General features: G+C 68.6%; 22 protein-coding genes. 17 read left to right on the top strand and 5 right to left on the bottom strand.

Annotation, left to right across the window (positions count from 1 at the left end; translation table 11 throughout):
- Positions 1 to 46: 46 nt before the first annotated feature.
- The 6 genes from ACGFIF_RS41400 to fdhD are packed head-to-tail and all read left to right on the top strand — an operon-like array spanning position 47 to position 7,166.
- Positions 47 to 541: an NAD(P)H-dependent oxidoreductase subunit E gene (locus tag ACGFIF_RS41400; RefSeq protein ID WP_393162861.1), complete on the top strand. Its 495-nt coding sequence runs from the start codon at positions 47 to 49 to the stop codon at positions 539 to 541.
- Entirely contained in the window at positions 538 to 2,058 is a 1,521-nt protein-coding gene (locus ACGFIF_RS41395; RefSeq protein ID WP_393162859.1) for a formate dehydrogenase beta subunit, read from the top strand. Before ACGFIF_RS41400 ends, ACGFIF_RS41395 begins: the two co-directional genes overlap by 4 nt.
- The gene (gene fdhF / locus ACGFIF_RS41390; protein WP_393162857.1) at positions 2,055 to 4,877 is read left to right on the top strand and encodes a formate dehydrogenase subunit alpha; all 2,823 of its coding nucleotides are present in this window, start codon (positions 2,055 to 2,057) and stop codon (positions 4,875 to 4,877) included. Before ACGFIF_RS41395 ends, fdhF begins: the two co-directional genes overlap by 4 nt.
- A complete protein-coding gene (locus ACGFIF_RS41385; protein ID WP_393162855.1) occupies positions 4,874 to 5,098 on the top strand; it encodes a formate dehydrogenase subunit delta in 225 nt (74 codons plus the stop codon). Before fdhF ends, ACGFIF_RS41385 begins: the two co-directional genes overlap by 4 nt.
- Positions 5,095 to 6,333, top strand: coding sequence for a molybdopterin molybdotransferase MoeA (locus tag ACGFIF_RS41380; protein WP_393162853.1), 1,239 nt, complete (start codon positions 5,095 to 5,097; stop codon positions 6,331 to 6,333). The genes ACGFIF_RS41385 and ACGFIF_RS41380 overlap by 4 nt, the downstream gene beginning before the upstream one ends.
- Positions 6,321 to 7,166: a formate dehydrogenase accessory sulfurtransferase FdhD gene (gene fdhD / locus ACGFIF_RS41375; protein ID WP_393162851.1), complete on the top strand. Its 846-nt coding sequence runs from the start codon at positions 6,321 to 6,323 to the stop codon at positions 7,164 to 7,166. Before ACGFIF_RS41380 ends, fdhD begins: the two co-directional genes overlap by 13 nt.
- Here the strand turns inward: fdhD and ACGFIF_RS41370 are convergent, their stop codons facing one another.
- Positions 7,167 to 7,601: a MerR family transcriptional regulator gene (locus ACGFIF_RS41370; RefSeq protein WP_393162849.1), complete on the bottom strand. Its 435-nt coding sequence runs from the start codon at positions 7,599 to 7,601 to the stop codon at positions 7,167 to 7,169. It abuts the gene before it with no gap.
- Between the two features lie 42 nt (positions 7,602 to 7,643).
- Positions 7,644 to 8,678, bottom strand: a complete 1,035-nt coding sequence (locus ACGFIF_RS41365; protein WP_393162847.1) for an aminotransferase class V-fold PLP-dependent enzyme — start codon at positions 8,676 to 8,678, stop codon at positions 7,644 to 7,646.
- 87 nt (positions 8,679 to 8,765) lie between these two features.
- Between ACGFIF_RS41365 and ACGFIF_RS41360 the strand changes: the two genes are divergently transcribed.
- On the top strand, positions 8,766 to 9,809 hold the full coding sequence (locus ACGFIF_RS41360; RefSeq protein WP_393162845.1) for an aldo/keto reductase: 1,044 nt from the start codon (positions 8,766 to 8,768) through the stop codon (positions 9,807 to 9,809).
- A gap of 25 nt (positions 9,810 to 9,834) precedes the next feature.
- Here the strand turns inward: ACGFIF_RS41360 and ACGFIF_RS41355 are convergent, their stop codons facing one another.
- A complete protein-coding gene (locus ACGFIF_RS41355) occupies positions 9,835 to 10,266 on the bottom strand; it encodes a MarR family winged helix-turn-helix transcriptional regulator (protein ID WP_393162843.1) in 432 nt (143 codons plus the stop codon).
- A gap of 59 nt (positions 10,267 to 10,325) precedes the next feature.
- On the opposite strand from ACGFIF_RS41355, the gene ACGFIF_RS41350 reads away from it, so the two are divergent.
- The 8 genes from ACGFIF_RS41350 to ACGFIF_RS41315 all read left to right on the top strand — a co-directional run bounded on the left by ACGFIF_RS41350 (position 10,326) and on the right by ACGFIF_RS41315 (position 17,885).
- Positions 10,326 to 10,730 (top strand): VOC family protein, encoded by a 405-nt coding sequence (locus ACGFIF_RS41350; protein ID WP_393162841.1) that lies wholly within the window; start codon positions 10,326 to 10,328, stop codon positions 10,728 to 10,730.
- 57 nt (positions 10,731 to 10,787) lie between these two features.
- Positions 10,788 to 11,000: a hypothetical protein gene (locus ACGFIF_RS41345; RefSeq protein ID WP_393162839.1), complete on the top strand. Its 213-nt coding sequence runs from the start codon at positions 10,788 to 10,790 to the stop codon at positions 10,998 to 11,000.
- Between the two features lie 68 nt (positions 11,001 to 11,068).
- Entirely contained in the window at positions 11,069 to 12,073 is a 1,005-nt protein-coding gene (locus tag ACGFIF_RS41340; protein ID WP_393162837.1) for a LacI family DNA-binding transcriptional regulator, read from the top strand.
- Between the two features lie 178 nt (positions 12,074 to 12,251).
- Positions 12,252 to 13,547 carry an extracellular solute-binding protein gene (locus ACGFIF_RS41335; protein WP_393162835.1) on the top strand — a complete coding sequence of 432 codons (1,296 nt, stop codon included), beginning with the start codon at positions 12,252 to 12,254 and terminating at the stop codon, positions 13,545 to 13,547.
- A 15-nt stretch (positions 13,548 to 13,562) separates the two neighbouring features.
- Positions 13,563 to 14,507: a carbohydrate ABC transporter permease gene (locus ACGFIF_RS41330; protein ID WP_393162833.1), complete on the top strand. Its 945-nt coding sequence runs from the start codon at positions 13,563 to 13,565 to the stop codon at positions 14,505 to 14,507.
- Positions 14,504 to 15,373, top strand: coding sequence for a carbohydrate ABC transporter permease (locus ACGFIF_RS41325; RefSeq protein ID WP_393162831.1), 870 nt, complete (start codon positions 14,504 to 14,506; stop codon positions 15,371 to 15,373). The genes ACGFIF_RS41330 and ACGFIF_RS41325 overlap by 4 nt, the downstream gene beginning before the upstream one ends.
- Positions 15,370 to 16,356, top strand: coding sequence for an arabinan endo-1,5-alpha-L-arabinosidase (locus ACGFIF_RS41320; protein ID WP_393162829.1), 987 nt, complete (start codon positions 15,370 to 15,372; stop codon positions 16,354 to 16,356). The genes ACGFIF_RS41325 and ACGFIF_RS41320 overlap by 4 nt, the downstream gene beginning before the upstream one ends.
- A gap of 32 nt (positions 16,357 to 16,388) precedes the next feature.
- Positions 16,389 to 17,885 (top strand): alpha-N-arabinofuranosidase, encoded by a 1,497-nt coding sequence (locus ACGFIF_RS41315; protein ID WP_393162827.1) that lies wholly within the window; start codon positions 16,389 to 16,391, stop codon positions 17,883 to 17,885.
- Here the strand turns inward: ACGFIF_RS41315 and ACGFIF_RS41310 are convergent.
- Positions 17,869 to 18,321: a GNAT family N-acetyltransferase gene (locus tag ACGFIF_RS41310; RefSeq protein WP_393162825.1), complete on the bottom strand. Its 453-nt coding sequence runs from the start codon at positions 18,319 to 18,321 to the stop codon at positions 17,869 to 17,871. The genes ACGFIF_RS41315 and ACGFIF_RS41310 overlap by 17 nt on opposite strands.
- A 25-nt stretch (positions 18,322 to 18,346) precedes the next feature.
- Positions 18,347 to 19,060, bottom strand: a complete 714-nt coding sequence (locus ACGFIF_RS41305) for a siderophore-interacting protein (RefSeq protein ID WP_393162823.1) — start codon at positions 19,058 to 19,060, stop codon at positions 18,347 to 18,349.
- Between the two features lie 89 nt (positions 19,061 to 19,149).
- On the opposite strand from ACGFIF_RS41305, the gene ACGFIF_RS41300 reads away from it, so the two are divergent.
- Both ACGFIF_RS41300 and ACGFIF_RS41295 read left to right on the top strand, forming a co-directional pair.
- Positions 19,150 to 21,741, top strand: a complete 2,592-nt coding sequence (locus ACGFIF_RS41300) for a GNAT family N-acetyltransferase (RefSeq protein ID WP_393162821.1) — start codon at positions 19,150 to 19,152, stop codon at positions 21,739 to 21,741.
- Between the two features lie 108 nt (positions 21,742 to 21,849).
- On the top strand, positions 21,850 to 23,346 hold the full coding sequence (locus ACGFIF_RS41295; RefSeq protein ID WP_393162819.1) for a fibronectin type III domain-containing protein: 1,497 nt from the start codon (positions 21,850 to 21,852) through the stop codon (positions 23,344 to 23,346).
- Positions 23,347 to 23,477: the final 131 nt, after the last annotated feature.

Genomic DNA, 23,477 nt, shown 5'->3' with positions numbered 1-23,477 from the left:
CAGCATTGCTTTGACCCTGCGGTGCTGGCGACGGAATGTTGTATACATGACGAGCGAGGTCGTGGCCGCTGCCTCCGTCCCGGTTCCCGGGCGTGCCCTACGAGTGCGAGAGATAGCCACCGAGCTGAGACGGCTCCGGGGTGCGTTGATCCCGATCCTGCATGCGATCCAGGAGGAACTGGAGTACGTCGACCAGGGCGACATCCCGGTCGTCGCCGACGTACTGAACATCGCCGTGGCCGAGGTCCATGGCGTCGTCACGTTCTACAAGGACTTCCGCCGGACGACGGCCGGCCGGACCACCGTGGCGATCTGCCAGGCCGAGGCGTGCCGATCGGTCGGCGCGGTCGCGCTGGCCGAGCACGCCAAGCGCAGTACCGGCTGCGGGTTCGGTGAGACCACCGCGGACGGCCGGCTGAGGCTGGACGAGGTGTTCTGCTTCGGCAACTGTGCACTCGGCCCGGCGGTTCAGGTCGGCGACAAGCTGCACGGACGGGTCACTCCGGCCCGGCTCGACGCGATCCTCGGGGAGGCACGATGACGAAGGTCTACGTCCCGCGGGACGCCGCCGCGCGATCGGTCGGCGCCGACGAGGTCGCCGAACGGATCACCGCGACAGGTGGCGTCGACGTCGTCCGGACCGGCTCGCGCGGCATGCTCTGGCTGGAACCGATGGTCGAGGTCGAGACACCCGAGGGGCGCGTCGGCTACGGACCGGTCGCACCCGAGGACGTCGACGGGCTGGTCGCGGCCGGGATGCTCCAAGGCGCGGTCCGCGCCATCGGTGCGTACCTCGGCCTGGTCGAGGAGTTGCCGTGGATGAAGCGGCAGCAGCGACTCACGTTCGCCCGGGTCGGAGTGATCGATCCACTCTCCGCCCAGGACTACACGGCGCACGGCGGGAATGCGGGCCTGAGGCAAGCACTTTCGCTGACGCCGGCCGAGGTGGTCGAGACCGTGGTCGACTCCGGCCTGCGCGGGCGCGGCGGCGCCGGGTTCCCGACCGGGATCAAGTGGCGCACCGTGCTCGGCGCTTCGTCCGACCTGAAGTTCGTCTGCTGCAACGCGGACGAGGGCGACTCGGGAACCTTCGCGGACCGGATGCTGATCGAGGGCGATCCGTTCACGCTGATCGAGGGGATGACGATCGCGGCGTACGCGGTCGGCGCGACCGAAGGCTATGTCTATCTGCGGTCGGAGTACCCGGATGCGGTCGCAACCCTGAAGGCGGCCATCGAGATCGCCCGCGAGGAAGGCTGGCTGGGTGAGAACATCCTCGGCTCGGGCCTGACCTTCGACCTGCATGTCAGGGTCGGCGCCGGCGCGTACATCTGCGGCGAAGAGACGTCGATGCTGGAGAGCCTCGAAGGCAAGCGTGGCGAGGTCCGGGCCAAGCCGCCGATTCCCGCGCTGGAAGGGCTTTTCGGCCGGCCGACCGTGGTGAACAACGTGTTGTCGCTGGCAACCGTCCCGACGATTCTCGCCAACGGCGCAGAGGCCTACGCCTCGTACGGGACCGGCCGTTCGCTCGGGACCAGCGTCTTCCAGCTCGGCGGGAACGTCGCTCGCGGCGGGATCGTGGAGACCGCCTTCGGGATCACCCTCGGCGAACTCGTGAACGACTTCGGCGGCGGTACGTCGTCCGGCCGGCCGGTGCGCGCGGTCCAGGTCGGCGGACCGCTCGGTGCCTATCTCCCGGTCGAACAGTTCGACCTGCCGATGGACTACGAAGCGTTCGCGGCCGCCGGTGCGATGGTCGGGCACGGCGGGATCGTGGTGTTCGACGAGACCGTGGACATGGCCGCGATGGCCCGGTTCGCGTTCGAGTTCTGCGCGGCCGAGTCGTGCGGCAAGTGCACGCCGTGCCGGGTCGGCGCGGTCCGCGGTGTGGAGACGATCGACCGGATCGTGGCCGGTGACGACCGGCAGAAGAACCTCGTGCTGCTCGACGACCTGTGCGAGTTGATGACCGACGGCTCGCTCTGCGCGATGGGTGGGCTGACGCCCATGCCGGTCCGCAGTGCCGTCCGCCACTTCGGAAAGGACTTCGAGGCATGACCCTGCTCAAGGAACCCGACTTCGGTACGCCGGCCCGCCCCGGCGAAGCCACCGTGGAACTGACGGTCGACGGCGTCGACATCTCCGTTCCACCTGGTACGTCGGTGATGCGCGCGGCCAAGCAGGCCGGGCTGGACATCCCCAAGCTCTGCGCGACCGACAGTCTCGAGGCCTTCGGTTCCTGCCGGTTGTGCATCGTCGAGATCGACGGCGTCCGCGGTACGCCGGCCTCCTGTACGACGCCGGTCGCGGCCGGCATGGTGGTCCGGACCCAGAACGAGCGGCTCGGGAAGCTGCGTCGCGGCGTGATGGAGCTCTACATCTCCGACCACCCGCTCGACTGCCTGACCTGTTCGGCCAACGGCGACTGCGAACTGCAGGACATGGCCGGGGTCACGGGTCTGCGCGAGGTCCGGTACGGCTCCGGCGTCGAGGCCGGCGCGAACCACATGGGCGCGCCGACCGACACCTCCAACCCGTACTTCGACTTCGAGGCGTCGAAGTGCATCGCGTGTTCACGATGCGTCCGGGCCTGTGACGAAGTACAGGGAACTCTCGCGCTGACGATCGAGGGTCGTGGCTTCGACTCCAAGGTCGCCGCGGGTGCGGGTGTGTCGTTCATGGAGTCGGACTGTGTGTCGTGTGGCGCGTGTGTGCAGGCGTGCCCGACCGCGACCCTGCAGGAGAAGTCGGTCATCGAGCTCGGGATGCCGACGCGGTCGGTCGTCACGACCTGCGCGTACTGCGGTGTCGGCTGCTCGTTCAAGGCCGAGCTGCGCGGTGACGAGCTGGTCCGGATGGTGCCGTACAAGAACGGCGGCGCGAACGAGGGCCACTCGTGTGTGAAGGGGCGCTTCGCCTTCGGGTACGCCAGCCACCCGGACCGGGTGCTCGAGCCGATGGTGCGGGACTCGATCGAGGACGAGTGGCGGAAGGTCTCCTGGGACGAGGCGATCGGCTTCACCGCTCGCCGGCTGCGCGAGATCCAGGCCGAGCACGGCCAGGGCTCGATCGGCGCGATCACCTCGTCGCGGACCACGAACGAAGAGGTGTACGTCGTCCAGAAGATGGTTCGCGCCGTTTTCGGCAACAACAATGTCGACACCTGCGCCCGGGTCTGCCACTCGCCGACCGGATACGGCCTGAAGCAGACCTTCGGCGAGTCGGCCGGGACCCAGGACTTCAAGTCGGTCGAGGAGGCCGACGTGATCCTGGTGATCGGCGCCAACCCGACCGACGGGCACCCGGTGTTCGCGTCCCGGATGAAGAAGCGGCTCCGCCAGGGCGCCAAGCTGATCGTCGCCGACCCGCGCCGGATCGACCTGGTCCGTTCCCCGCACATCGAGGCCGAGCACCATCTGCAGCTCGCCCCGGGGACCAACGTCGCGATCATCAACGCGATCGCGCACGTGGTCGTCACCGAGGATCTGGTCGACCGCGCGTTCGTCGCCGAGCGGTGTGAGGACTTCGAGACCTGGGAGTCGTTCATCGCGCGGCCCGAGCACAGCCCGGAGGCGGTCGCGGACATCACCGGCGTACCGGCCGAGGAGATCCGCGCGGCGGCCCGGCTGTACGCGACCGGCGGCAACGCCGCCATCTACTACGGTCTCGGCGTCACCGAGCACAGCCAGGGCTCGACCATGGTGATGGGGATGGCGAACCTCGCGATGGCGACCGGCAACATCGGCCGGCGCGGTGTCGGCGTCAACCCGCTGCGCGGCCAGAACAACGTCCAGGGCTCCTGCGACATGGGCTCGTTCCCGCACGAACTGCCCGGCTACCGGCACGTCTCGGACGACGGCGTCCGCGAGGTCTACGAGCAGCTCTGGGGTACGCCGCTGCTGAACGAGCCCGGTCTGCGGATCCCGAACATGTTCGACGCCGCGATCGACGGCTCCTTCCGGGCGCTGTTCGTGCAGGGCGAGGACATCGCCCAGTCCGACCCGAACACCCAGCACGTGTTCGCGGCGCTCGGCGCGCTGGACCTGCTCGTCGTCCAGGACCTGTTCATCAACGAGACGGCGAAGTTCGCGCACGTGCTGCTGCCCGGTACGTCGTTCCTGGAGAAGGACGGCACGTTCACGAACGCGGAGCGCCGGATCAACCGGGTCCGCCCGGTGATGGCGCCGCAGACCGGTAAGCAGGAGTGGGAGATCGTCTGTGAGATCGCCCAGCAGATGGGCTATCCGATGCACTACGATTCAGCCAGCCAGATCATGGACGAGATCGCACTCACCACCCCGACGTTCATGGGGGTGTCGTTCGACAAGCTCGACACGATGGGCTCGATCCAGTGGCCGTGCAACCTCGAGCACCCGGACGGGACGCCGATCATGCACGAGGACGAGTTCACCCGGGGCAAAGGCAGGTTCATGGAGACCGTGTACGTGCCGACCAGCGAGCGGTCGACCCGGAAGTTCCCGTTGATCCTGACCACCGGGCGGATCCTGTCGCAGTACAACGTCGGTGCGCAGACCCGGCGTACGGCGAACGTCGCCTGGCATCCCGAGGACATCCTCGAACTGCATCCGCACGACGCCGAGGTCCGGGGCATCGAGGACGGCGACACGGTCGCGCTGTCGAGCCGGGTCGGCCGGACCACGCTGCGGGCCAAGCTGTCCGACCGGATGCCGGTCGGGGTCTGCTACACCACGTTCCACCACCCGGTGACCGGGGCGAACGTGATCACCACGGACAACTCGGACTGGGCGACGAACTGCCCGGAGTACAAGGTCACCGCCGTACAGGTCGACCTGCTGGCCCAGCCGACGTCCACGCTCGCCGAGCGCGAGCCGGTCATCGCCGGCGGTGGGAGATGAGCGGCACGACGCTGCCGTCGTACGTGCGGCTGGCCAACGAGATCGCGGCCCAGTTCGCGCACCGTGCGCCGGCGGACGCGGCGACCGCGATCGCCAGCCATATGAAGGTCGCCTGGGACCCTCGGATGAAGAAGGCCCTGATCGCCCACGTCGAAGCCGGTGCCGAGGACCTCGACCCGGTTGCCGCGCTCGCCGCACAACAGTTGGTCGCCGCCAAGTGACCCAGCCAGACGACACCCCGCCACCGCCTTCCGAAGGCCTTGGCCTTCGGAAGCGGCGGCATGCCGACGCTGTGCTGCCGTGGGATGTTGCTCGGGAACTGGCTCATGCGGCCGCGACGCCCTCGAAGGCGGTGTCTCGGTCGTTGGCTGAGGCTGAGGGCGCTGTGTTGGCGACGCCGCTGGTCTCACCCGTTGCTGTGCCACCTGTGGACCGGTCAGCCATGGACGGGTACGCCGTGTGTGGTGCTGGGCCGTGGAGGCTTGTTGGGCACGTTGCAGCGAGCTCTCCCACCCCACCGGAGTTGGCTGCGGGTGAGGCTTGCAGCATCACGACCGGGGCAGCCGTGCCTGCCGGCACTACATCGGTGGTGCGCGACGAAGACGCTGTACCCGTTGGCAATCTGGTGCACGGGCCGGACGAGGCTGGGCGGCACATCAGGCGGGCCGGCGAGGAGTGCGCTGCCAACGAGATGCTGCTGCCGGCTGGTGTGGTTGTGGATCCGCCCGTGCTGGGCGTTGCGGCGTCGGTCGGCCTCAACCGACTCACTGTCATACCGCAACCGCGAGTGGCAGCTGTTGTGACCGGTGACGAGTTGGTCCACCGCGGCCCTTCGGGTCCAGGACGTGTGCGTGACGCCATCGGTCCAATGCTGCCCGGCCTGATCACTCGCTCAGGTGCACTAGCTAGTCCCATCACGCATCTACCGGACGACCGGACCGCGTTGATCGACACGCTGCGGTCGGCCGAGGCGGAGCTGATCTTCGTGTCCGGCTCGTCGGCGTCCGGGCCGGCGGATCATCTGCGCCCGGCGTTGTCCGCCCTCGGCGCCGAGCTGATCATCGACGGCGTGGCGTGCCGGCCCGGCCATCCACAGGCGTTGGCGCGGCTCGCCGACGGTCGGTTGGTCGTCGGCCTGCCCGGCAACCCGTTCGCGGCGCTGACCGCGTTCCTCACCTTGGGGGTCGCCGCGATCCTGCGGATGCGCGGTCTCCCCCTTCCTGCGTTGACGGTTGCGCCGGTACCACGTGGGCTGGCGTGCCATCCGCGCAGTACCCGCCTCGTTCCCGTCCGCGTCACCGCACAGGGCGCCGTACCGCTGGGGCATGGTGGGTCCGCGATGCTGCGCGGGGTCGCCGCGGCGGACGCACTTGCCGTGGTCGACCCCGGGCCGGCCGAGGCGATCGCGGCGCGGCTGCTTCCACTCGATCCAGGAGCTCGACCATGGGGCGTTTGATCGCACGTCGTCCGGTATTGCGGCTCGGTCCGAAGGGCGACCGGACCCGGCCGGACTCGATCGCCGTCGAGGAACCACTCGAACTCCGCGTCGACGGCAAATCACTCGCAGTCACCATGCGTACGCCGGGGCACGATGTCGAACTGGCCCACGGGTTCCTGCACACCGAGGGTGTGATCGGCAGTGTCGACGACATCCGCGACGCCCGGTACTGCGACTCGCGCGACGACGAGGGCCGCAACACCTACAACGTCCTCGACGTCGGACTCGCACCTGGTGTGCCACCGCCAGTGACCGGTGTCGAGCGCAACTTCTACACCACGTCGTCCTGTGGCGTCTGCGGTAAGGCCTCGCTGGACGCCGTACGCCTGAAGACGCGCTACTCGCCCGCCGACGACCAGGTCCGGGTTCCGTACGACGTTCTGGCCGGTCTGCCCGACGCACTGCGGGAAAGACAGCAGGTGTTCGACCGCACCGGCGGCTTGCACGCGGCCGGGCTGTTCACCGCCACCGGTGAGCTCCTCGTCGTCCGCGAGGACGTCGGCCGGCACAACGCCGTCGACAAGGTCATCGGCTGGGCCGTCCTCGCCAATCACATCCCGGCCCGATCCTGCATCCTGATCGTCTCCGGCCGCACGTCGTTCGAACTCGCCCAGAAGGCCGTCATGGCCGGCATCCCGGTCCTGGGCGCCGTCTCCGCCCCCAGCTCGCTGGCCGTCGATCTCGCCGACGAGTCCGGCCTCACCCTCGCCGGCTTCATCCGCAACGGCTCCATGAACGTCTACACCCACCCGGACCGCATCGACGTCAGCGCCGCCCGCTCAGCCGGGTAGTCAGGAAGCGGCGGAGGTGTTCTCGGCGTTGGTGGACGGGGTGACCCAGAGGCAGTCGGCGGTGCCGTCGGCGAGGCGTTGCTGGTAGACGTCGACCTTGTGGGTGATCACGTTCAGGCACTGGTTGAGTTCCTGGATCTGGGCGGTGACGTGGTCCTGGTGGCTGCGGAGCAGGGCCAGCCGGGCCTGTTCGTTGCCGGGGCCCTGGCGGACCAGGTCGGTGTACTTGCGGATGGTGTCCAGCGGCATGCCTGACGAACGGAACTTGATGCACATGTCGAGCCACTCGACGTCGTCCTCGGTGTAGACGCGGCGGCCGTTCGACTCACGTCGTACCGGATCCGCAAGCAGGCCCTCGCGTTCGTAGAACCGCAGGGCGTGCACGCTCAGCCCGGTCCGCTCCGCCACCTGTCCGATGCTCAGTCCCGTGCTCATAGGCGGCACCTTAGCCCGGAGCTAGACCACCCTCTAGATGTTTTATCGCAAAGGTTTCAGCGCTGTCAGGGCCTGATGGACGTCGGCCGGCGTCGTGTAGATGTGGAACGACGCCCGCAACTTCCCGTCCCGGACGGCCGCGCGGATGCCCGCGGCGGCGAAGGCCTCCTGCGCTCCGGCCAGTGAGGTGCTGACGATGGCGGAGTTGGACGGCGGCAGGCCGAGCCCGTCGCGGAACTCGTTCGCCAGGTCGAGGTTGTGGCGGCGGATCGTCTCGACACCGATCTGCTCGACCAGCTCGAGCGCGGGTGCGGCGCCGACGTAGCAGAACCAGGCCGGCGACTGGTCGAACCGACGGGCGCCGTCGGCGAGCTCCATCCGCGATCCGTAGTACGAGTCGTGCACGGTCCGGCCGGCGTACCACCCGGCGGCCGACGGCCGGCAGAGCTCCTGCAGACGCGGCGAGAGGTAACCGAGCGTCGCGCCACGAGGCGACATCAGCCATTTGTAGGTGTGGACGACGAGGGCGTCGATCCCGTCCACGGTGAGCGGCAACCAGCCGACTGCCTGGCTCCCGTCGATCACCAGCAACGCGCCGATTTCCTTGCTGGCAGCAATCACCGCGGGCAGGTCGAGGACCAACCCGGTCGACGACTGCACCGCACTGACCGCGACCAGGTCGATCCCGGGCCGGATCGCCCCGACCAACTCCTCCCCCGGTACGGCGACCACCTCGACGCCTCGGTCCTCCTGCACCTTCCACGGGAAGACGTTCGAGGTGAACTCGACGTCGTCGGTCAGCACCTTCGCACCGTCCGGCAACGCGGTCGCGACCGGCGCCAGCGCCGCGGAGACCGTGCTGCCCACGAACACATCGGCCGCATCGGCACCGACCAGCCGCGCGAACGACTCCCGGCTGCGGGTGGTCGACTCGTCCCACGGCTCCCAGCTCGTCGCGCCGACCCGCCAGTCGGACAGCGCGGCCTGCAGCGCCTCCCAGGCGGGCCGCGGCGGCAGCCCGTACGACGCGGTGTTCAGCCAGCCCGGCTCCGGATCCCACAGTCCTGAGAACTCCACGTGCTCCACCCTACGCACGGCTTGACCTAGACAGCGCTCTAGCTCCTAGCGTTCGAGACAGCAGAACCGGGAGCTAGGAGCTTGTACATGCGTTATCGCACGCTGGGTGGGACCGGGATCGAGGTCAGTGCACACTGCCTCGGGACGATGATGTTCGGCGCGGTCGGCAACCCCGACCACGAGGACAGCGTCCGTATCATCCACGCCGCCCTGGACCAGGGCATCAACTTCGTCGACACCGCGGACATGTACTCCCGCGGCGAGTCCGAGGAGATCGTCGGCAAGGCGCTCAAGGGCCGCCGCGACGACGTCGTTCTCGCGACCAAGGTGCACTTCCCGCTCGACGACGGGACCCGCAACCGCAGCGGCAACTCGCGCCGGTGGATCGTCCAGGAGGTGGAGAACAGCCTGCGCCGGCTCGACACGGACAGGATCGATCTGTACCAGATCCATCGGCCCGATTACAGCACGGACATCGAGGAAACCCTGTGGGTGCTGACCGATCTGGTCAGCCAGGGGAAGATCCGCGCGTTCGGGTGCTCGACCTTCCCGGCCGAGGACATCGTGAACGCGTACCACGTCGCCGAGCGGCGTGGGTACGGGAAGTTCCGGACCGAGCAACCGCCGTACTCGCTGATCAGCCGGGGGATCGAGCGGTCGTTGCTGCCGACGACCCAGCGGCTGGGCATGGGTGTGCTGACGTGGAGTCCGCTGGCGTCGGGGTTCCTGTCCGGCAAGGTCCGCAAGGACCAGCCGGTCGATCTGACCACGGGCCGGGCCGCGCTGACGCCGTTCCGGTTCGATCCGTCGATCCCGGGGAACGCGGCCAAGTTCGACGCGGTCGAGCAGCTGATCGAGGTTGCCGAGGGCATCGGTTGCACACTGCCCGAACTGGCGCTGGCGTTCGCCACCACGCACCCGGCGGTGACGTCGGTGATCAGCGGGCCGCGCACGATGGAGCAACTCGACGGCCTGCTGAAGAGCGCCGACCTCACCCTGGACGATGCCACTCTGGACCGGATCGACGAGATCGTCCCGCCGGGCACAGATCTCTACCAGCCAGACGGCGCCTGGCGGCCGCCGTCGCTCACCACTCCGGCTCTCCGCCGCCGGCCAATCACCGAGCGCTGAGCCGCGACCGGCGCACAGACGGTGGTCAGTGATTGACAGAACGTGCCCGGACCTTCGTGACCAGGGCATGTAGGGTCGCCCGTTCGGCTGCGGACAGTGGCTCGAGGGAGGCCTGCTCCACCTCGCGGATCACCTGGCCGGCGGTGGTCAGCGCGGCTCGGCCCTTCGCGGTCAGGGTGATCCGGTAGCGGCGGCGATCCGCGGGGTCGCGCTCGCGACCGACCAGCCGTTTGCTGATCAACTCGTCCATCAGCCGGACCATGTCACTCGGGTCCATCCCCAGCCCGGCGGCCAGGCTGTTCTGCGCCGCCGGGCCGTGATCGCCGAGCTCCGCGAGGGCGGCGTACTGCCACAGCGTCAGACCCGGACGATCGGCCAGCCGGTCCGCGATCGCCCGCCGGCTCGCCACCGCCACCTTGTGCAGCACGAAGGTGGTCGTCCCCGCCAGAGTCTCCATCGGCCTATTGTAGGCTGATACCAATCGTTGGAAGTTACCAACTAATTGAGGAGCTCACGATGGACGCGCTGTACCCACGGCTGCTGGTCCGCGATTTCCCTGCCGCCGTTGACTTCTACCGGACCGCACTGACCGAGTTGTACGACGTCCAGCCGGTCAAGGTGATCCCGGAGGCGCAGTACGCGAACTGGGACCTGGACGGCCAGACCGGCCTGGTGCTGTTCGGCCGCACGATGATGGCGACCACGATCGGCACCGGCGACCTACCACCGGACGCTCCCACGCAGGACGCGGCCATGCTCGTCTTCAAGGTCGACGAGGTCGATACAGCGGTCGAGGCCCTGGCGAAACTCGGTGCGATCGTTCTGTCACCACCCCAGGACCGTCCGCAATGGGGCCCGAATCTCCGCACCGCCCACCTCCGCGCCCCCGACGGCACCCTGCTCGAGCTCCAGTCGTACTGAGGCTTTTCAATCGTTGGAGATGGGGCACTGAGAAGGGAGATATCGGAAGGAAACGACGTGAGGACGATGGAACTGCCGCAGTCGATCCGCAATGCCGCGGAACCCTGGACAGCGAAAGAACTGAGCATCCTGAAGAAACTGGCCGCCGACAATCTGCCACCCTCGGTGATCGGCATGCGACTCGGCCGGCCCGAGCGGGCCATCCTCAGCAAGGCGATCCAGGTCGGTATCACGCTCACCCCACTGAACCGCCCGCCGTACGGCGCTTGACCCACACCCGGTCGCCGGGTGCATTACGGTGTGTGGGAACCAGGGACCGGTGAGTCGGGGGTGATGCCGTGGCAGTGACGATGCGGGACGTGGCCCGGCATGCCGGGGTGTCGCCGAAGACGGTGTCCAACGTGATGAACGGGTATCCGTACATCCGCGAGGAGACCCGGATCAAGGTGCTCGCCTCGATCGATGCCCTCGGCTACCAGATGAACATCTCGGCCCGGAACCTGAAGTCCGGCCGGACCGGCATCATCGGCCTGGCCGTCCCCGAGCTGAGCAACCCGTACTTCGCCGAGCTCGCCGACGCGGCGATCGCGGCCGCCGGCGAGCACGGCCTGACGGTGATGATCGAGACCACCAACGCCGACCGTGAGCGCGAACTGACCGCGCTGGCCCGGCCGCGCGGCCATCTCGTCGACGGCCTGCTCTACAGCCCGCTCGGGCTCGGCCCCGATGATGTCGAGCAGCTCCACACGTCGACCCCGATGGTGCTGCTCGGCGAGCGGATCTTCCACGGCCCGGTCGACCACGTGATGATCGACAACGTCGAGGGCACCAAGGCCGTCGTGCGGCATCTGCTCGACCAGGGCCGCCGCAGGATCGCGGTCATCGGCATCCGTCCCGGCGAGCAGGTCGGCACCGCGGCCATCCGGTACGGCGCCTACGCCGAGACGCTCGGTGAGTACGGCGTACCCGTGCCGGAGCAGCTGGCCGTGTCGGGCGGGAAGTGGCACCGGTCGAGCGGAGCGGACGCGATGGAGGAGCTGCTCGCCACCGGGCAGAAGTTCGACGCCGTCTTCGCCCTCAACGACACGCTGGCCCTCGGCGCGGTCCGTGCGCTGACCGCACACGGCATCCGGATCGCGGACGACGTCGCGGTCGCGGGGTTCGACAACATCGACGAGGCCAGCTACAGCAGTCCGACCCTCACGACGGTCGACCCGAACCGCATCCAGATCGCCCGGACCGCGGTCGAGCTGCTGGTGCGGCGGATGGCCGGTGACGACTCCGAGCACCAGGAGATCGTCGCGCCGTACCAGCTGCACGTGCGCGAATCCACCGCCGGCTGACCGGTCACCCAAAGCCACCGGACCCGAAGGGTTGACGGTCCCGGAGCACCCGGGCATCATCTCTACACCGATGTAGTACACCGATGTAAAAGCATGCACCGGCCGTCCGTACCCGGGGCCGGCGCGGCGGTTACGCACGCCCGGAACCGTGCTCCACCCCCGCCAGGAGGACACGAAGATGCTGCCTGAATCACCCCCACCCCCAACCCGTCGAGCCGTCCTCGGCGGTCTGCTCGGCGCCGCCGGAGCCCTCGCCCTGAGCGGCTGCGGCAGCCTCGGATCCACCCCCCGGGTCCGGGAATGGAACCTGTTCGGCGGCGGAGACGGTGCCCGCCTGCTGCAGATCCATCAGCAGTACGTCGCCGAGCACCCGGACGTCCAGTTCGAGGCACACACCTTGGCCTGGGGCCCGCCGTTCTACACCAAGCTGGCGATGTCAGCGGCCGGCGGCCGGGCGCCCGAGGTGGCAACCCTTCACTTGTCCCGGCTGAAGGGTTTCAGCCCGGCCACCATGCTCGACCCGATCCCGGTCGACCTGCTCAACGAGGCCGGGATCCGCGAGGAGGACTTCCTCCCGGCGACCTGGAACCGCTGTGTCGTGGACGGGAAGCTGTACGCAGTCCCGCTGGACCAGCACCCGTTCGTCCTCTACTACAACACCGACATCTGCAAGAAGGCCGGCCTGCTCGACGCCGACGGCAAGATCAAGCCGGTCAAGGGTGTGGACGCCTTCGTGGAGATGATCAGGGCGGCCAAGGAGACGACCGGCAAGTACGGTGCCTCGATCGAGACGACCAACCCCTGGCGCATGTGGTGGACGCTCTACGGGCAGCTCGAGGGCAAGTTCTTCAACGAGGACGGCACCGAGCTGATCATCGACGACGCGAAGGCGCTCGAAGCCCTGGAGCTGATGGCGAAACTCGCCGCCGACGGCCTCGTCCCCCGGTCGGCCAACTACCCGGCCCTGGTCGCCCAGTTCACCAGCGGCGACGTCGGCCTGAGTTTCAACGGCGAGTGGGAGGTGACGACGTACCAGACCGCGAAGATGCCGTTCAGCATGGCGCCGTTCCCGGTCGTGTACGACGTACCGGCGTACGCCGGTGACGCGCACACGTTCGTGATGCCGCATCAGGCGAACCGGAGCAAGGACGACACGAAGGCGACGGTCGAGTACATCGCCTGGATGCTCAAGCACAGTGCGGACTGGGCGGCCGGCGGCCACATCCCGGCGTACCAGCCGGTGGCGGAGAGCCAGGACTACCTGGACCTCAAGCCGCAGGCGGAGTACCGCAGTGTCGCGCCGGACGTGCTGTTCGACCCGGACGCGTGGTTCAGCGGCTCGGGCGCCCAGTTGCAGAACGAGGCCGGGGCCGCCTTCAGCGGCGTCTTCTCCGGCCAGGCGACGCCGAAGGCCGCGCTCGCGCAGTTCAAGGCAGCCACCCAGACGCTGCTCGACACCCCGTCCCCGGTCTGACAGGAGGTCACCCCCATGGCCGTGCAGACACCACCTCGAGTAACACCTGGTACGCCGCCCACCGCGGTGAAACCTGAGACCGGGCAGCCGTGGAAGGAACGCTGGGCGGGACTGTTCTTCGTCGCGCCGTTCCTGCTGCTGTTCGCGGTCTTCCTGGTCTGGCCGACGGTTTCCGGCCTCTGGAACAGCTTCTTCAACACCAGTCTCGCCGGGGTCCAGCAGGAGTTCCTCGGCCTGCAGAACTGGCGGGAGATGTTCGGCGACCCGGCCGTCTGGTCGTCGCTGAAGAACACCCTCGTCTTCACCGCGATGAGCACCCCGCCGCTGGTGATCATCGCGCTCGTGATGGCCTTGCTCGCCAACCGGAAAGGGTTGCTGGGCTGGCTGTTGCGGTTCTCGTACTTCGCTCCGTTCGTGCTGCCCGCGACCGTCGTGACGCTGATCTGGGTCTGGATCTACCAGCCCGGGTTCGGCCTGGTGAACGGTCTGCTGACCGCCGGCGGGTTCGCCGAGATCGACTGGCTGAACACCGAGAACCGGGCGATGCTGGCCGTGGTGATCACGACCGTCTGGTGGACGGTCGGGTTCAACTTCCTGCTCTATCTCGCCGCGCTGCAAGGGATTCCGGCCCAGGTCTACGAGGCGGCCGCGATCGACGGCGCGAACGGCCGGCAGAAGCTGTTTCGGATCACGCTGCCGCTGCTCAGCCGGACCACCGGGCTGATCATCGTGCTGCAACTGGTGGCGTCGCTGAAGATCTTCGACCAGATCTACCTGATGACGAACGGCGGTCCGAACTACGCGACCCGGCCGATCATCCAGTACATCTACCAGAACGGCTTCACCAACTACCGGATCGGTTACGCGTCGGCGATCTCGTACATGTTCTTCGCGATCATCGTGATCGTCTCGGTACTGCAGTTCAAACTCTTCTCCGGCCGGAAGGAGGGGGCGGAATGACGACCGCCACGTTGCCGGCCGCGACCAGGTCCGGACCGGTCGAACCACGCTGGAGCTTCCCGAGGGTGGCGAGCATCGTCGGGGCGGTGATCCTGGCCGCGATCTGGCTGGTGCCGTTGCTCTGGGCTCTCGACACCTCGCTCAAGCCGGAGCCGGAGACCACCCGGTCCCCGATCACCTGGTTGCCCGAGGCACCGACTACGGCCGCCTACCAGAGTGTGATCGAGCAGGGCGACCTGCTCCGCTGGTTCCTGAACAGCACCATCGTGGCGATCCTGGTGACGGCGCTGACGTTGCTGGTCTCGGTGCTGGCGGCGTACGGCTTCTCCCGGACGAACTTCCCCGGCCGGCGGGCGCTGTTCGCGCTGATGATCGCGGGCATCCTGGTCCCGCCGCAGGTGCTGATCGTGCCGCTGTTCCAGGAGATGACCGGTCTCGGCCTGGTCGACACCTACTGGGGCATCGTGCTGCCGCAGGTGGTCGCGCCGGTGATGGTGTTCGTACTGAAGAAGTTCTTCGACGGCATCTCCCGCGACTACGAGGACGCCGCCCGGGTGGACGGCGCGACCCGGTGGCGGATCGTCTGGAGTGTGATGGTGCCGATGTCGCGGCCGATCCTCGTTGCCGTCGGCATCTTCACCTTCATCGGGGCCTGGAACAACTTCCTCTGGCCGTTCATCGTCACCACCGACCCGTCGATGATGACGATCCCGGTCGGGTTGGCCAACGTGCAGGGCTCGTACGGTCTGCGGTACGCGCAGATCATGGCCTCGGCCGTGCTCGGCGGACTCCCGTTGCTGATCGTGTTCGCGCTGTTCCAGCGGCACGTCGTCCGTGGTGTCGGTGACGCGGGGATCAAGGGATGAGGCGATTCGCGGCACTGGCCGCGGCGGCCCTCCTCGTCCTGAGCTCAACCGCGGGCGCCACGGCCTCGAAGGACCCAGGTGTTCCTCAGCTGACCGGCGACCTGCGCACGCACGACCCGGCATTGATCAAGGACGGCCGCGACTGGTACGTCTTCTCGACCGGCGACCCGGCCGTTGCCGACGGCACCGTTCAGGTACGCCGTTCCCCGGACGGACGCCACTGGACGACGGCCGACACGGTCTTCGACGCCATCCCGGCGTGGCTGCGAGCCGAGGTCCCCGGGGTGTCGAACCTCTGGGCTCCCGAGGTGATCGAGCACGGCGGCACCTATTACCTCTACTACTCTGCGTCCACCTTCGGCTCGAACCGATCGGTGATCGCGCTGGCGACCAACACCACCTTGAATCCGGACGATCCGTCGTACCGGTGGGTCGACCGCGGCGTGGTGCATCGCTCGGTGCCGACCGACGACTACAACGCGATCGATCCCGGTGTCGTGGTGGATCGCGCGGGAACGCCGTGGATGGCGTTCGGGTCGTTCTGGAGCGGGATCCGGATGGTCCGGCTGCAGTGGCCGTCCGGGCTCGCCGTTCCCGGTCAGGGCGAACCGCTCCGGCTGGCCGACCGGCGCGTCCCGCCGAACGCGATCGAGGCGCCGTACATCGTCCGGCGCGGCGACTGGTACTACCTGTTCGTCTCGTTCGACTTCTGCTGTCGCGGGTCGGACAGCACGTACAAGATCGCCGTCGGCCGTTCGCGCGCCGTCACCGGTCCGTACGTCGACCGGCTCGGCACACCGCTGCTGCAAGGAGGCGGCACGGTGATCCTGTCCGGATCCGGCTCGATGGCCGGCCCCGGCGGCCAGTCCGTCTCTGACGGCTGGCTGGCCCATCACTACTACGACACCCAGGCCGGCGGGGACTTCCGGCTCGGCCTGCGGCGGATCCACTGGGGGCCGGACGGCTGGCCCCGGATCACCTGAAACCAGCAATCAGTCACGACAGGAGCAACCTGGTGCCCTCTGCCAACATCACCCTCGACCCCGCGTTCACGATCGCGCCCGTGAACCGCCGGACGTTCGGCACCTTCGTCGAGCACATGGGCCGCTGCGTCTACACCGGCATCTACGAGCCCGGCCACGCCACCGCCGACGAGGACGGCTTCCGCAAGGACGTCCTCGAGCTGACCCGCGAGCTCGGAGTGTCCGTGGTTCGCTACCCCGGCGGCAACTTCGTCTCCGGCTACCGCTGGGAGGACGGCGTCGGCCCGCACGAGGGCCGGCCGCGCCGGCTCGACCTGGCCTGGCACAGTGTCGAGACGAACGAGTTCGGCCTGGACGAGTTCATCCGCTGGTGCGCCAAGGCCGGGGTCGAGCCGATGATGGCGATCAACCTCGGCACCCGCGGGGTGCAGGAGGCGCTCGACCTGCAGGAGTACGCGAACCACCCGGGCGGCACGGCCCTGTCCGACCTGCGCGAGCAGCACGGCGCGTCGCCGTACGGGATCAAACTGTGGTGCCTGGGCAACGAGATGGACGGCCCCTGGCAGATCGGGCACAAGACGGCGGAGGAGTACGGCCGGGTGGCGGCCGAGACCGCGCGGGCGATGCGGATGATCGAGCCCGATCTGCAGCTGGTCGCGTGCGGATCGTCCTCGTCGGCGATGCCGACCTTCGGCGACTGGGAACAGACGGTACTGCGGGAGACGTACGACTTCGTCGAGTACATCTCCTGCCACGCGTACTACGGCAACGACGACGGCGACACCGCGTCGTTCCTCGGCTCGGCCGTCAACATGGACCGCTTCATCGACGCCGTGGTCGCGACCGCGGACGCCGTCGGCGCGGAGCTGAAGAGCACGAAGAAGATCGACATCTCCTTCGACGAGTGGAACGTCTGGTACGGCGCCCGCTCGCGCCGGACCGACGAGGATCCGGACGGTTGGGCGGTGGCGCCGCGGCGGATCGAGGACGAGTACAACGTCACCGATGCCGTTGTCGTCGGCAACCTGCTGATCTCGCTGCTCCGGCACAGCGACCGGGTCGGCGTCGCCTGCATCGCGCAGCTGGCGAACGTGATCGCGCCGATCATGACCGAGCGCGGCGGCCCGGCCTGGCGGCAGCCCACCTTCCACCCGTTCGCGATCACCTCCCGGCTCGCCGCCGGTCAGGTACTGCGGCTGGAGACCGACTCGCCGACCGTCAGCACGACCAAGTACGGCGACATCACGGCGGTCGACGCGGTCGCGACGTACGGCGAGGGCAAGCTGGCGGTGTTCCTGGTCAACCGGTCCACCGAAGGCCCGATCGAGGTCACCGTCGACGTCAGCCGCGCCGGTGTCGCCACGATCGCCGAGGCGCTGACCATCCACGACGAGGACGGCCTGGCGACGAACTCCGCCGACCATCCCGACCGCGTCACCCCGCAGGCAGCCGACGCCAAACTGGTGGACGGCAAGCTGACCGTCACCCTCCCGGCGGTCAGCTGGGCCGCAGTCAGCCTGGCCGGCTGAACTGCGTGACGGTGACCCCCGGCGCGATCTCGATCCGAGTGGTCTCGTGGTAGCCGCGGGACTTGTAGAGGGTGACCGCCGGGGTGTTCGCCGTGCCGGTGGAGACCAGGCTGGTCCGCCGCGGTTCGAGGTGGTCGAGGTGGTCCAGCAGCGCGCGGCCGTGGCCGCGGCGGGCGTGGGCGGGGTCGACGATCAGGCGGGAGATGTCGACCGTGTCGTCGTCGGGGAACTCGTAGGCGACCGCGCCGACCAGGACGTCACCGTCGTACCGGCCGAGCCAGTGTTCGGTGGACGACATCAGGCCGTCGAGGTCCTCCTGGAGCGGCGGGATGCCGTCGAAGCCGATCAGTTCGGCCTCGACGGCGTACGCGTGGTGCTGGATCTCCAGCAGCCGTTCGGCCAGGGCTCGGTCGCTGAGGTCGAGGGGTCTGATCACGCGCGCCAGGCTACTGCCGGACCGCTCAGGCCGCGCGCCAATAACCGAGCGCCTTAACCCGGTGCTTCGGGATCGACAGGTCCTTCAGGACGTACGACGTAAGCGCGCGGGTGGTGGCCGTGTCGCAGGCGATCCACACGAACGCGTCGGCCGGGTCCCCGATGAATTTCGGCAGGTCCGCCTTCACGCCCTCGACCATGTCCGGGCGTGGAACGGTCCGCAGTTCGTGGTGCTCCGGGTTGATCCGGAACGGCAGTTCGTGATCGACATCGTGGGTGGTCTCGAACCAGATCGTCGCGGGCAGCTTCGGCGCGACCGCGAGCAGCGAGTTGATCGCCGGCAGCGAGGCCGGATCGCCGATCACCAGCATCCGCTCCGGCAGCGGGTCCGGCACCTCGAACCCGGTCCCCTGCACAGTCGCCTCGATCGTGTCGCCAGGCTCGGCCTTGCGGGACCAGTCGCTCGCGCACCCGTCGTGCAGCGCGAACTCCAGGCTGAAGGTGCCCGCCGCGGCATCCGGATCGACCAGCGTGTACGCCCGCTGATGCGGCTTGCCGGCGTTGTCGAACCACAGCCGCACCCACATCGTCGGGTGGACGCCGATCGCCTCGAGCAGTCCGCCGTCGGTGAAGTGCACCCGGCGGTAGCGCTCCGTGACCTGTTCGGCACCCGTCACGGTGAAGGTGAAGTCCTTCCCGCGGAACAACTTGAGCACCACGTGTTCCCAGCCATGCCCCACGACTTTCCTCCAGCGAGAATGGCCGTTGCGGCCGAAGGTAGCTGCCTTGTAAGTTAGCCCAGCCTAACCTAACTGAAGCGAGGACTGCAGTGAATGCTCGGGTCTTCCGGGACGCGTACGGCGTACCGCAGCTGCAAGCGGGAGACCCGTTGGCGCTGGTGTACCTGCAGGGCCTCAACGCGGCTCAGGACCGCGCCTGGCAACTGGAGCTCGAGCGCCGCCGGTTCCTCGGGACGAGTGCGGCCTTCCTCGGTGCGGAGGCCGCGCCGTGGGACGTGTTCGCACGGCAGGCACGGCTCGCCGACACCGCACAACGCTGCTTCGAGGCGCTCGACGACGAGCTGCGCGAGTGGAACACGGCGTACGTCGAGGGCGTCAACCACGCGATGCCGGTCGGAGCGGCCCGGGCGCCCGAGTTCGCCCAGACCGGGCTGACCACCCAGAAATGGGAGCCGTGGGCACCGCTCGGGATCTGGCTCGCGGTCCACATCCTGTTCGCCGGCTTCCCGAGCAAGCTGTGGCGGACGCACGTCGCCCGTCATCTGGGCGAGGAGGCCATCGAGCTGTTCTCGTCGGAGGGCCCGCGGACCGCGGGGAGCAACGGCTGGCTGATCCCCGGCTCCCTGACCAGCTCGGGCCAGGCGATCATCGCGGGCGACCCGCACCGCTTCATCGAGAGCCCGGGCGTCTACCAGCAGATCCGGTTGTCCTGCCCCGAGTACGACGTCCTCGGCCTCGCCGTACCGGGGATCCCGGGGATCGCCCACTTCGGCCACACCGGCACGGTCGCCTGGGCGATCACCAACGCGATGTCGGACTACCAGGACCTGTACGCCGAACAACTCCGGCGGACCGGGTCGTCGGTCGAGGCGCTCGGCCCGGATGGCTGGAAGCCGGCCTCGAGACACATCGAGGTCATCGAGGTGGCCGGTGCGGATCCGATCGAGATCGAGGTGATCGAGACCGAACGCGGTCCGGTGATCATCGACAACGCCGAGCAGACCGTCAGTCTGCGGTACCCGCCGCGGGTGACGGGACGGCTGGGCTTCGAAGTGCTGCCGAAGTTGCTGCGGGCAACCACTGTCGGTGACGTCGACGCTGCGCTGGAGACGTGGGTGGAGCCGGTCAACGTGGTGCTGGCGGCTGACACGTCCGGTGGCCTGTTGCACCGGACCGCCGGCCTCGTCCCGACGCGTCACGAGTCCAACCGGCTGCGCGTCGTACCGGCATGGGACGCGGATCATCAGTGGCAGGGCTGGTACGAGCCGATGCCTCGGGCAACTGTCGACGGCCCGGCGGTGATGGCGAACGCGCGTGAGCTGGCCGCGCCGATGGGTGTCGAGTTCGCCGCGCCGCATCGATCCCGGCGGATCCGGGAGCTGCTGGGCTCGCAGCCGACCTGGTCGGTGGACGAGATGCCGTCGATCCACTCCGACACCTATCTGGGCTCGGCGGGCAGTCTGCTCGACGTGCTTGCCGGCTTGGCGGATCTCTCGCCGGAAGCTGTTGCCCTGCGCACCGAACTGCTCGAGTGGGACCGGCGGATGGACGCGTCGAGCACCACCGCGTCCTCGTTCGCCGCGGTCCGCAAGGCGCTCGTGTCACGGTTGGCCGACCGCTTCGCCGTACTGGAAGGTGATGCCGGCTGTCCGGAGGTGTTCCAGCCCTGGATCGACCCGCTGACGCATGTGTCGTACGCACTGGAGAATCTGCTCGGCACCGACCTGCTTCCCGAGGTCAACGTGAGTTGGCTGGCGCGTGAGGCCCTCGAGGAGGTTGCCGCGCGCAAGCCCCGGCCGCCGTGGGGTGAGACCCATCAGTTGTCGCCGCTGCACATGTTGCGTGGTCCGCTGTTCGCGCCGGGCGAGGAGCCGATCGACCTCGGACTGTCCGGCGATCACCACTGCGTGATGTCGACGTCGAGCCTGCCCGGTCTCACCGACGTGTGCATCCGCGGTTCGGCGGCGCGTTACGCCTTCGACCTCGCGGACCGCTCGGCCAGCGGGTGGGTGGTTCCGTTGGGGGCGTCCGGGGTACTCGGGGATCCGCATCACCACGACCAGCTTCCGCTGTGGCTCCGTGGCACGCTGGCCCCGGTCCACGGTGAACTCACTCGGGTCGAGAGCTCCTTCGAGCACGTGGTCGACGGGTTCGGCGCGGTGCGGATCGTCGAGGCCGATCCCGACCGCGACCTGGACCTCATCCACGGCTGGGTGACGGCCGAGCGGGCCGGGTTCTGGGGGATGGGCCATTTGTCCCGGGACGAGATCGCCGGGATCTACCGGTTCCTCGACTCGGTGCCGACGCATCACGTGTACCTGGTCTATCTGGACGACGTACCGACGGCGCTGCTGCAGACCTACGATCCGCAGGCGGATCCGGTCGGAGCGGCGTACGACATCCAGGCCGGCGACATCGGCCTGCACTTCCTGGTCGCCCCCGGCGACCCACGCCCGAACTTCACCGGCAACCTGCTCAGGGTCCTCGGACAGTTCTTCTTCGTCCACCTCGGCCACCCCCGCGTCGTCGTCGACCCCGACATCCGCAACGACCGAGCCATCGACCGCTTCCACCGCACCGGCTTCGTCCTCGGTTCCGAAGCCAAGATCACCTACCCCGACAACACCACCAAGACGGCCCAGCTGGCCTTCCTCACCAAGGACCGTTACCTGGGCGGATGACAAAATGCCCTTGATGGCCGAGATTCCGCTCGACGCGCTGGTGCCGCACGCAAGCGGGCCGGTCGCGTCCAGGGCGACCTGTGCCAACTGCCGCTCGCGGCCACCCGGATGTCCTGCCCAGTCTCGGCGCCGAAGGGCCACAAGGGCGCACTGACCGTGATCGGCACCAAGGCGGTCTTCGTCGACCTGACCGCCCGCGACGTCCATGCGCTGTCCGATGACGGGTTCGGCGAACGCACCGGGCTGGGCGAGGTCGACGTACCGGACAATGCCCTTGTCGCGGGCAACGATCTCGACGGCCGGGTGGCGATCGTCGACCCCGGCAAGGGCGTCGTCCACCTGGTCGACGTCGGTACCCAGCCGGCCGCGCCGATCACCAGGCCGATCAGGCCCGGCACGTACGACAAGGTCGCCTCCTCCGGTCAGGGCCTCGCGCTGCTGGACCGGAAGAACGCGGATCTGGTGCCCCTGGGCCGCGACGGCAAGGAGACCTCACACCAGAAGGTCGCGAGCCGGCAGCGGGACGACGAGGAGAAGCGCGAGCCGAACCTGTTCCGCGGTGACGACTCCCGGGTGTACGTCGAGAGTTCGAAGGGCGACCGGGGCGTCGTGGTCGACCGCGAGGGGAACGCGGAGACCGTGGAACTCAGCACCGACGGGCAGGACAACCGCGAGAAGCCGGCCAAGCCGATCCAGACTCCCACCAGGACCCCGCCGCCCGCCAAGACTCCATCGCCGGTCAAGACACCGCCGCCGCCCGTCAAGACGGAGACACCGGAGCCGCCGGACCGCACGACCACTCCGCCCGGCGGTGACAGGAGGACGCCTGGGAAGACGCGGACGACGCCGCCGCGAAAGACGACCCGGCCGAGGTCGACACCCACCAACCAGGCGACCGCGAAGGCAGGCCGCCCGGGTGCACCGGTCGGTGTCAGAGCCCGGGCCGGCGACGGTTCCGCGACCGTGACCTGGCAGGCCGCTACGCCGAACGGTGCCGCCATCACGTCGTACAAGCTGAGCTGGTCCGGTGGATCCACCACGGTCGCCGGTACGGCGCGGTCGGCGACGATCACCGGTCTGGCCGACACGACCGGGTACTACATCACCGTCCAGGCAGTGAACCGGATCGGGGTCGGTCCAGCGGTCCGGTCGAACCGGGTCGAGCTCAAGTGGACCGTGGCCGAGTCACCGCGCGAGCTGCTGGTGAAGTCCGACGGCGTCAGCGGGACGCTCGTGCTGGCCTGGGACACCCCCGACATGAAGGACGGGACGCTCCTGAACTATGCCGTCACGATGGGCTCGCAGACGAAGACGACGACGGCTCAGCAGATCACCTGGTCCGGGCTGACCAACGGGAAGAACTACACATTCGTGGTCCGGGCCGTCACCCGGGCGCCGGACGGCCTGGAGCTGACCGGCTGGCCGGCCAGCCTGACCGCGGCTCCGGTCGGCGCGCCGCAACGGACCAAACGTGTGGTCGCGTCCCGTGGTGCGGGCGCGGAGTACAAGGAATGCCAGCCGCCGGCCTGCGCGTTCGTCCAGGTCCGGATCGAGAACCTGCGGCCGAACACGGACTACGAGATCAAGCCGTGGACGTCGAAGTAGGGCAACTTCAACCCCGGCGCGACCCTGCGGACGAGCTCCGAAGGGCATCTCCTGATCGACGACCAGTTCCCGTGTGGCGCCGTCGGTCAGACCGTCTGGGCCACCGTCACCGGACCTGAAGGCACGTACAC

Origin of the sequence: Kribbella sp. NPDC049174 (genome assembly GCF_043197365.1) — a bacterium.
Classification (GTDB): Bacteria; Actinomycetota; Actinomycetes; order Propionibacteriales; family Kribbellaceae; genus Kribbella.
Note: the sequence above shows the minus strand (reverse complement) of the source record. Positions and strands in the feature narration are given on the sequence as shown.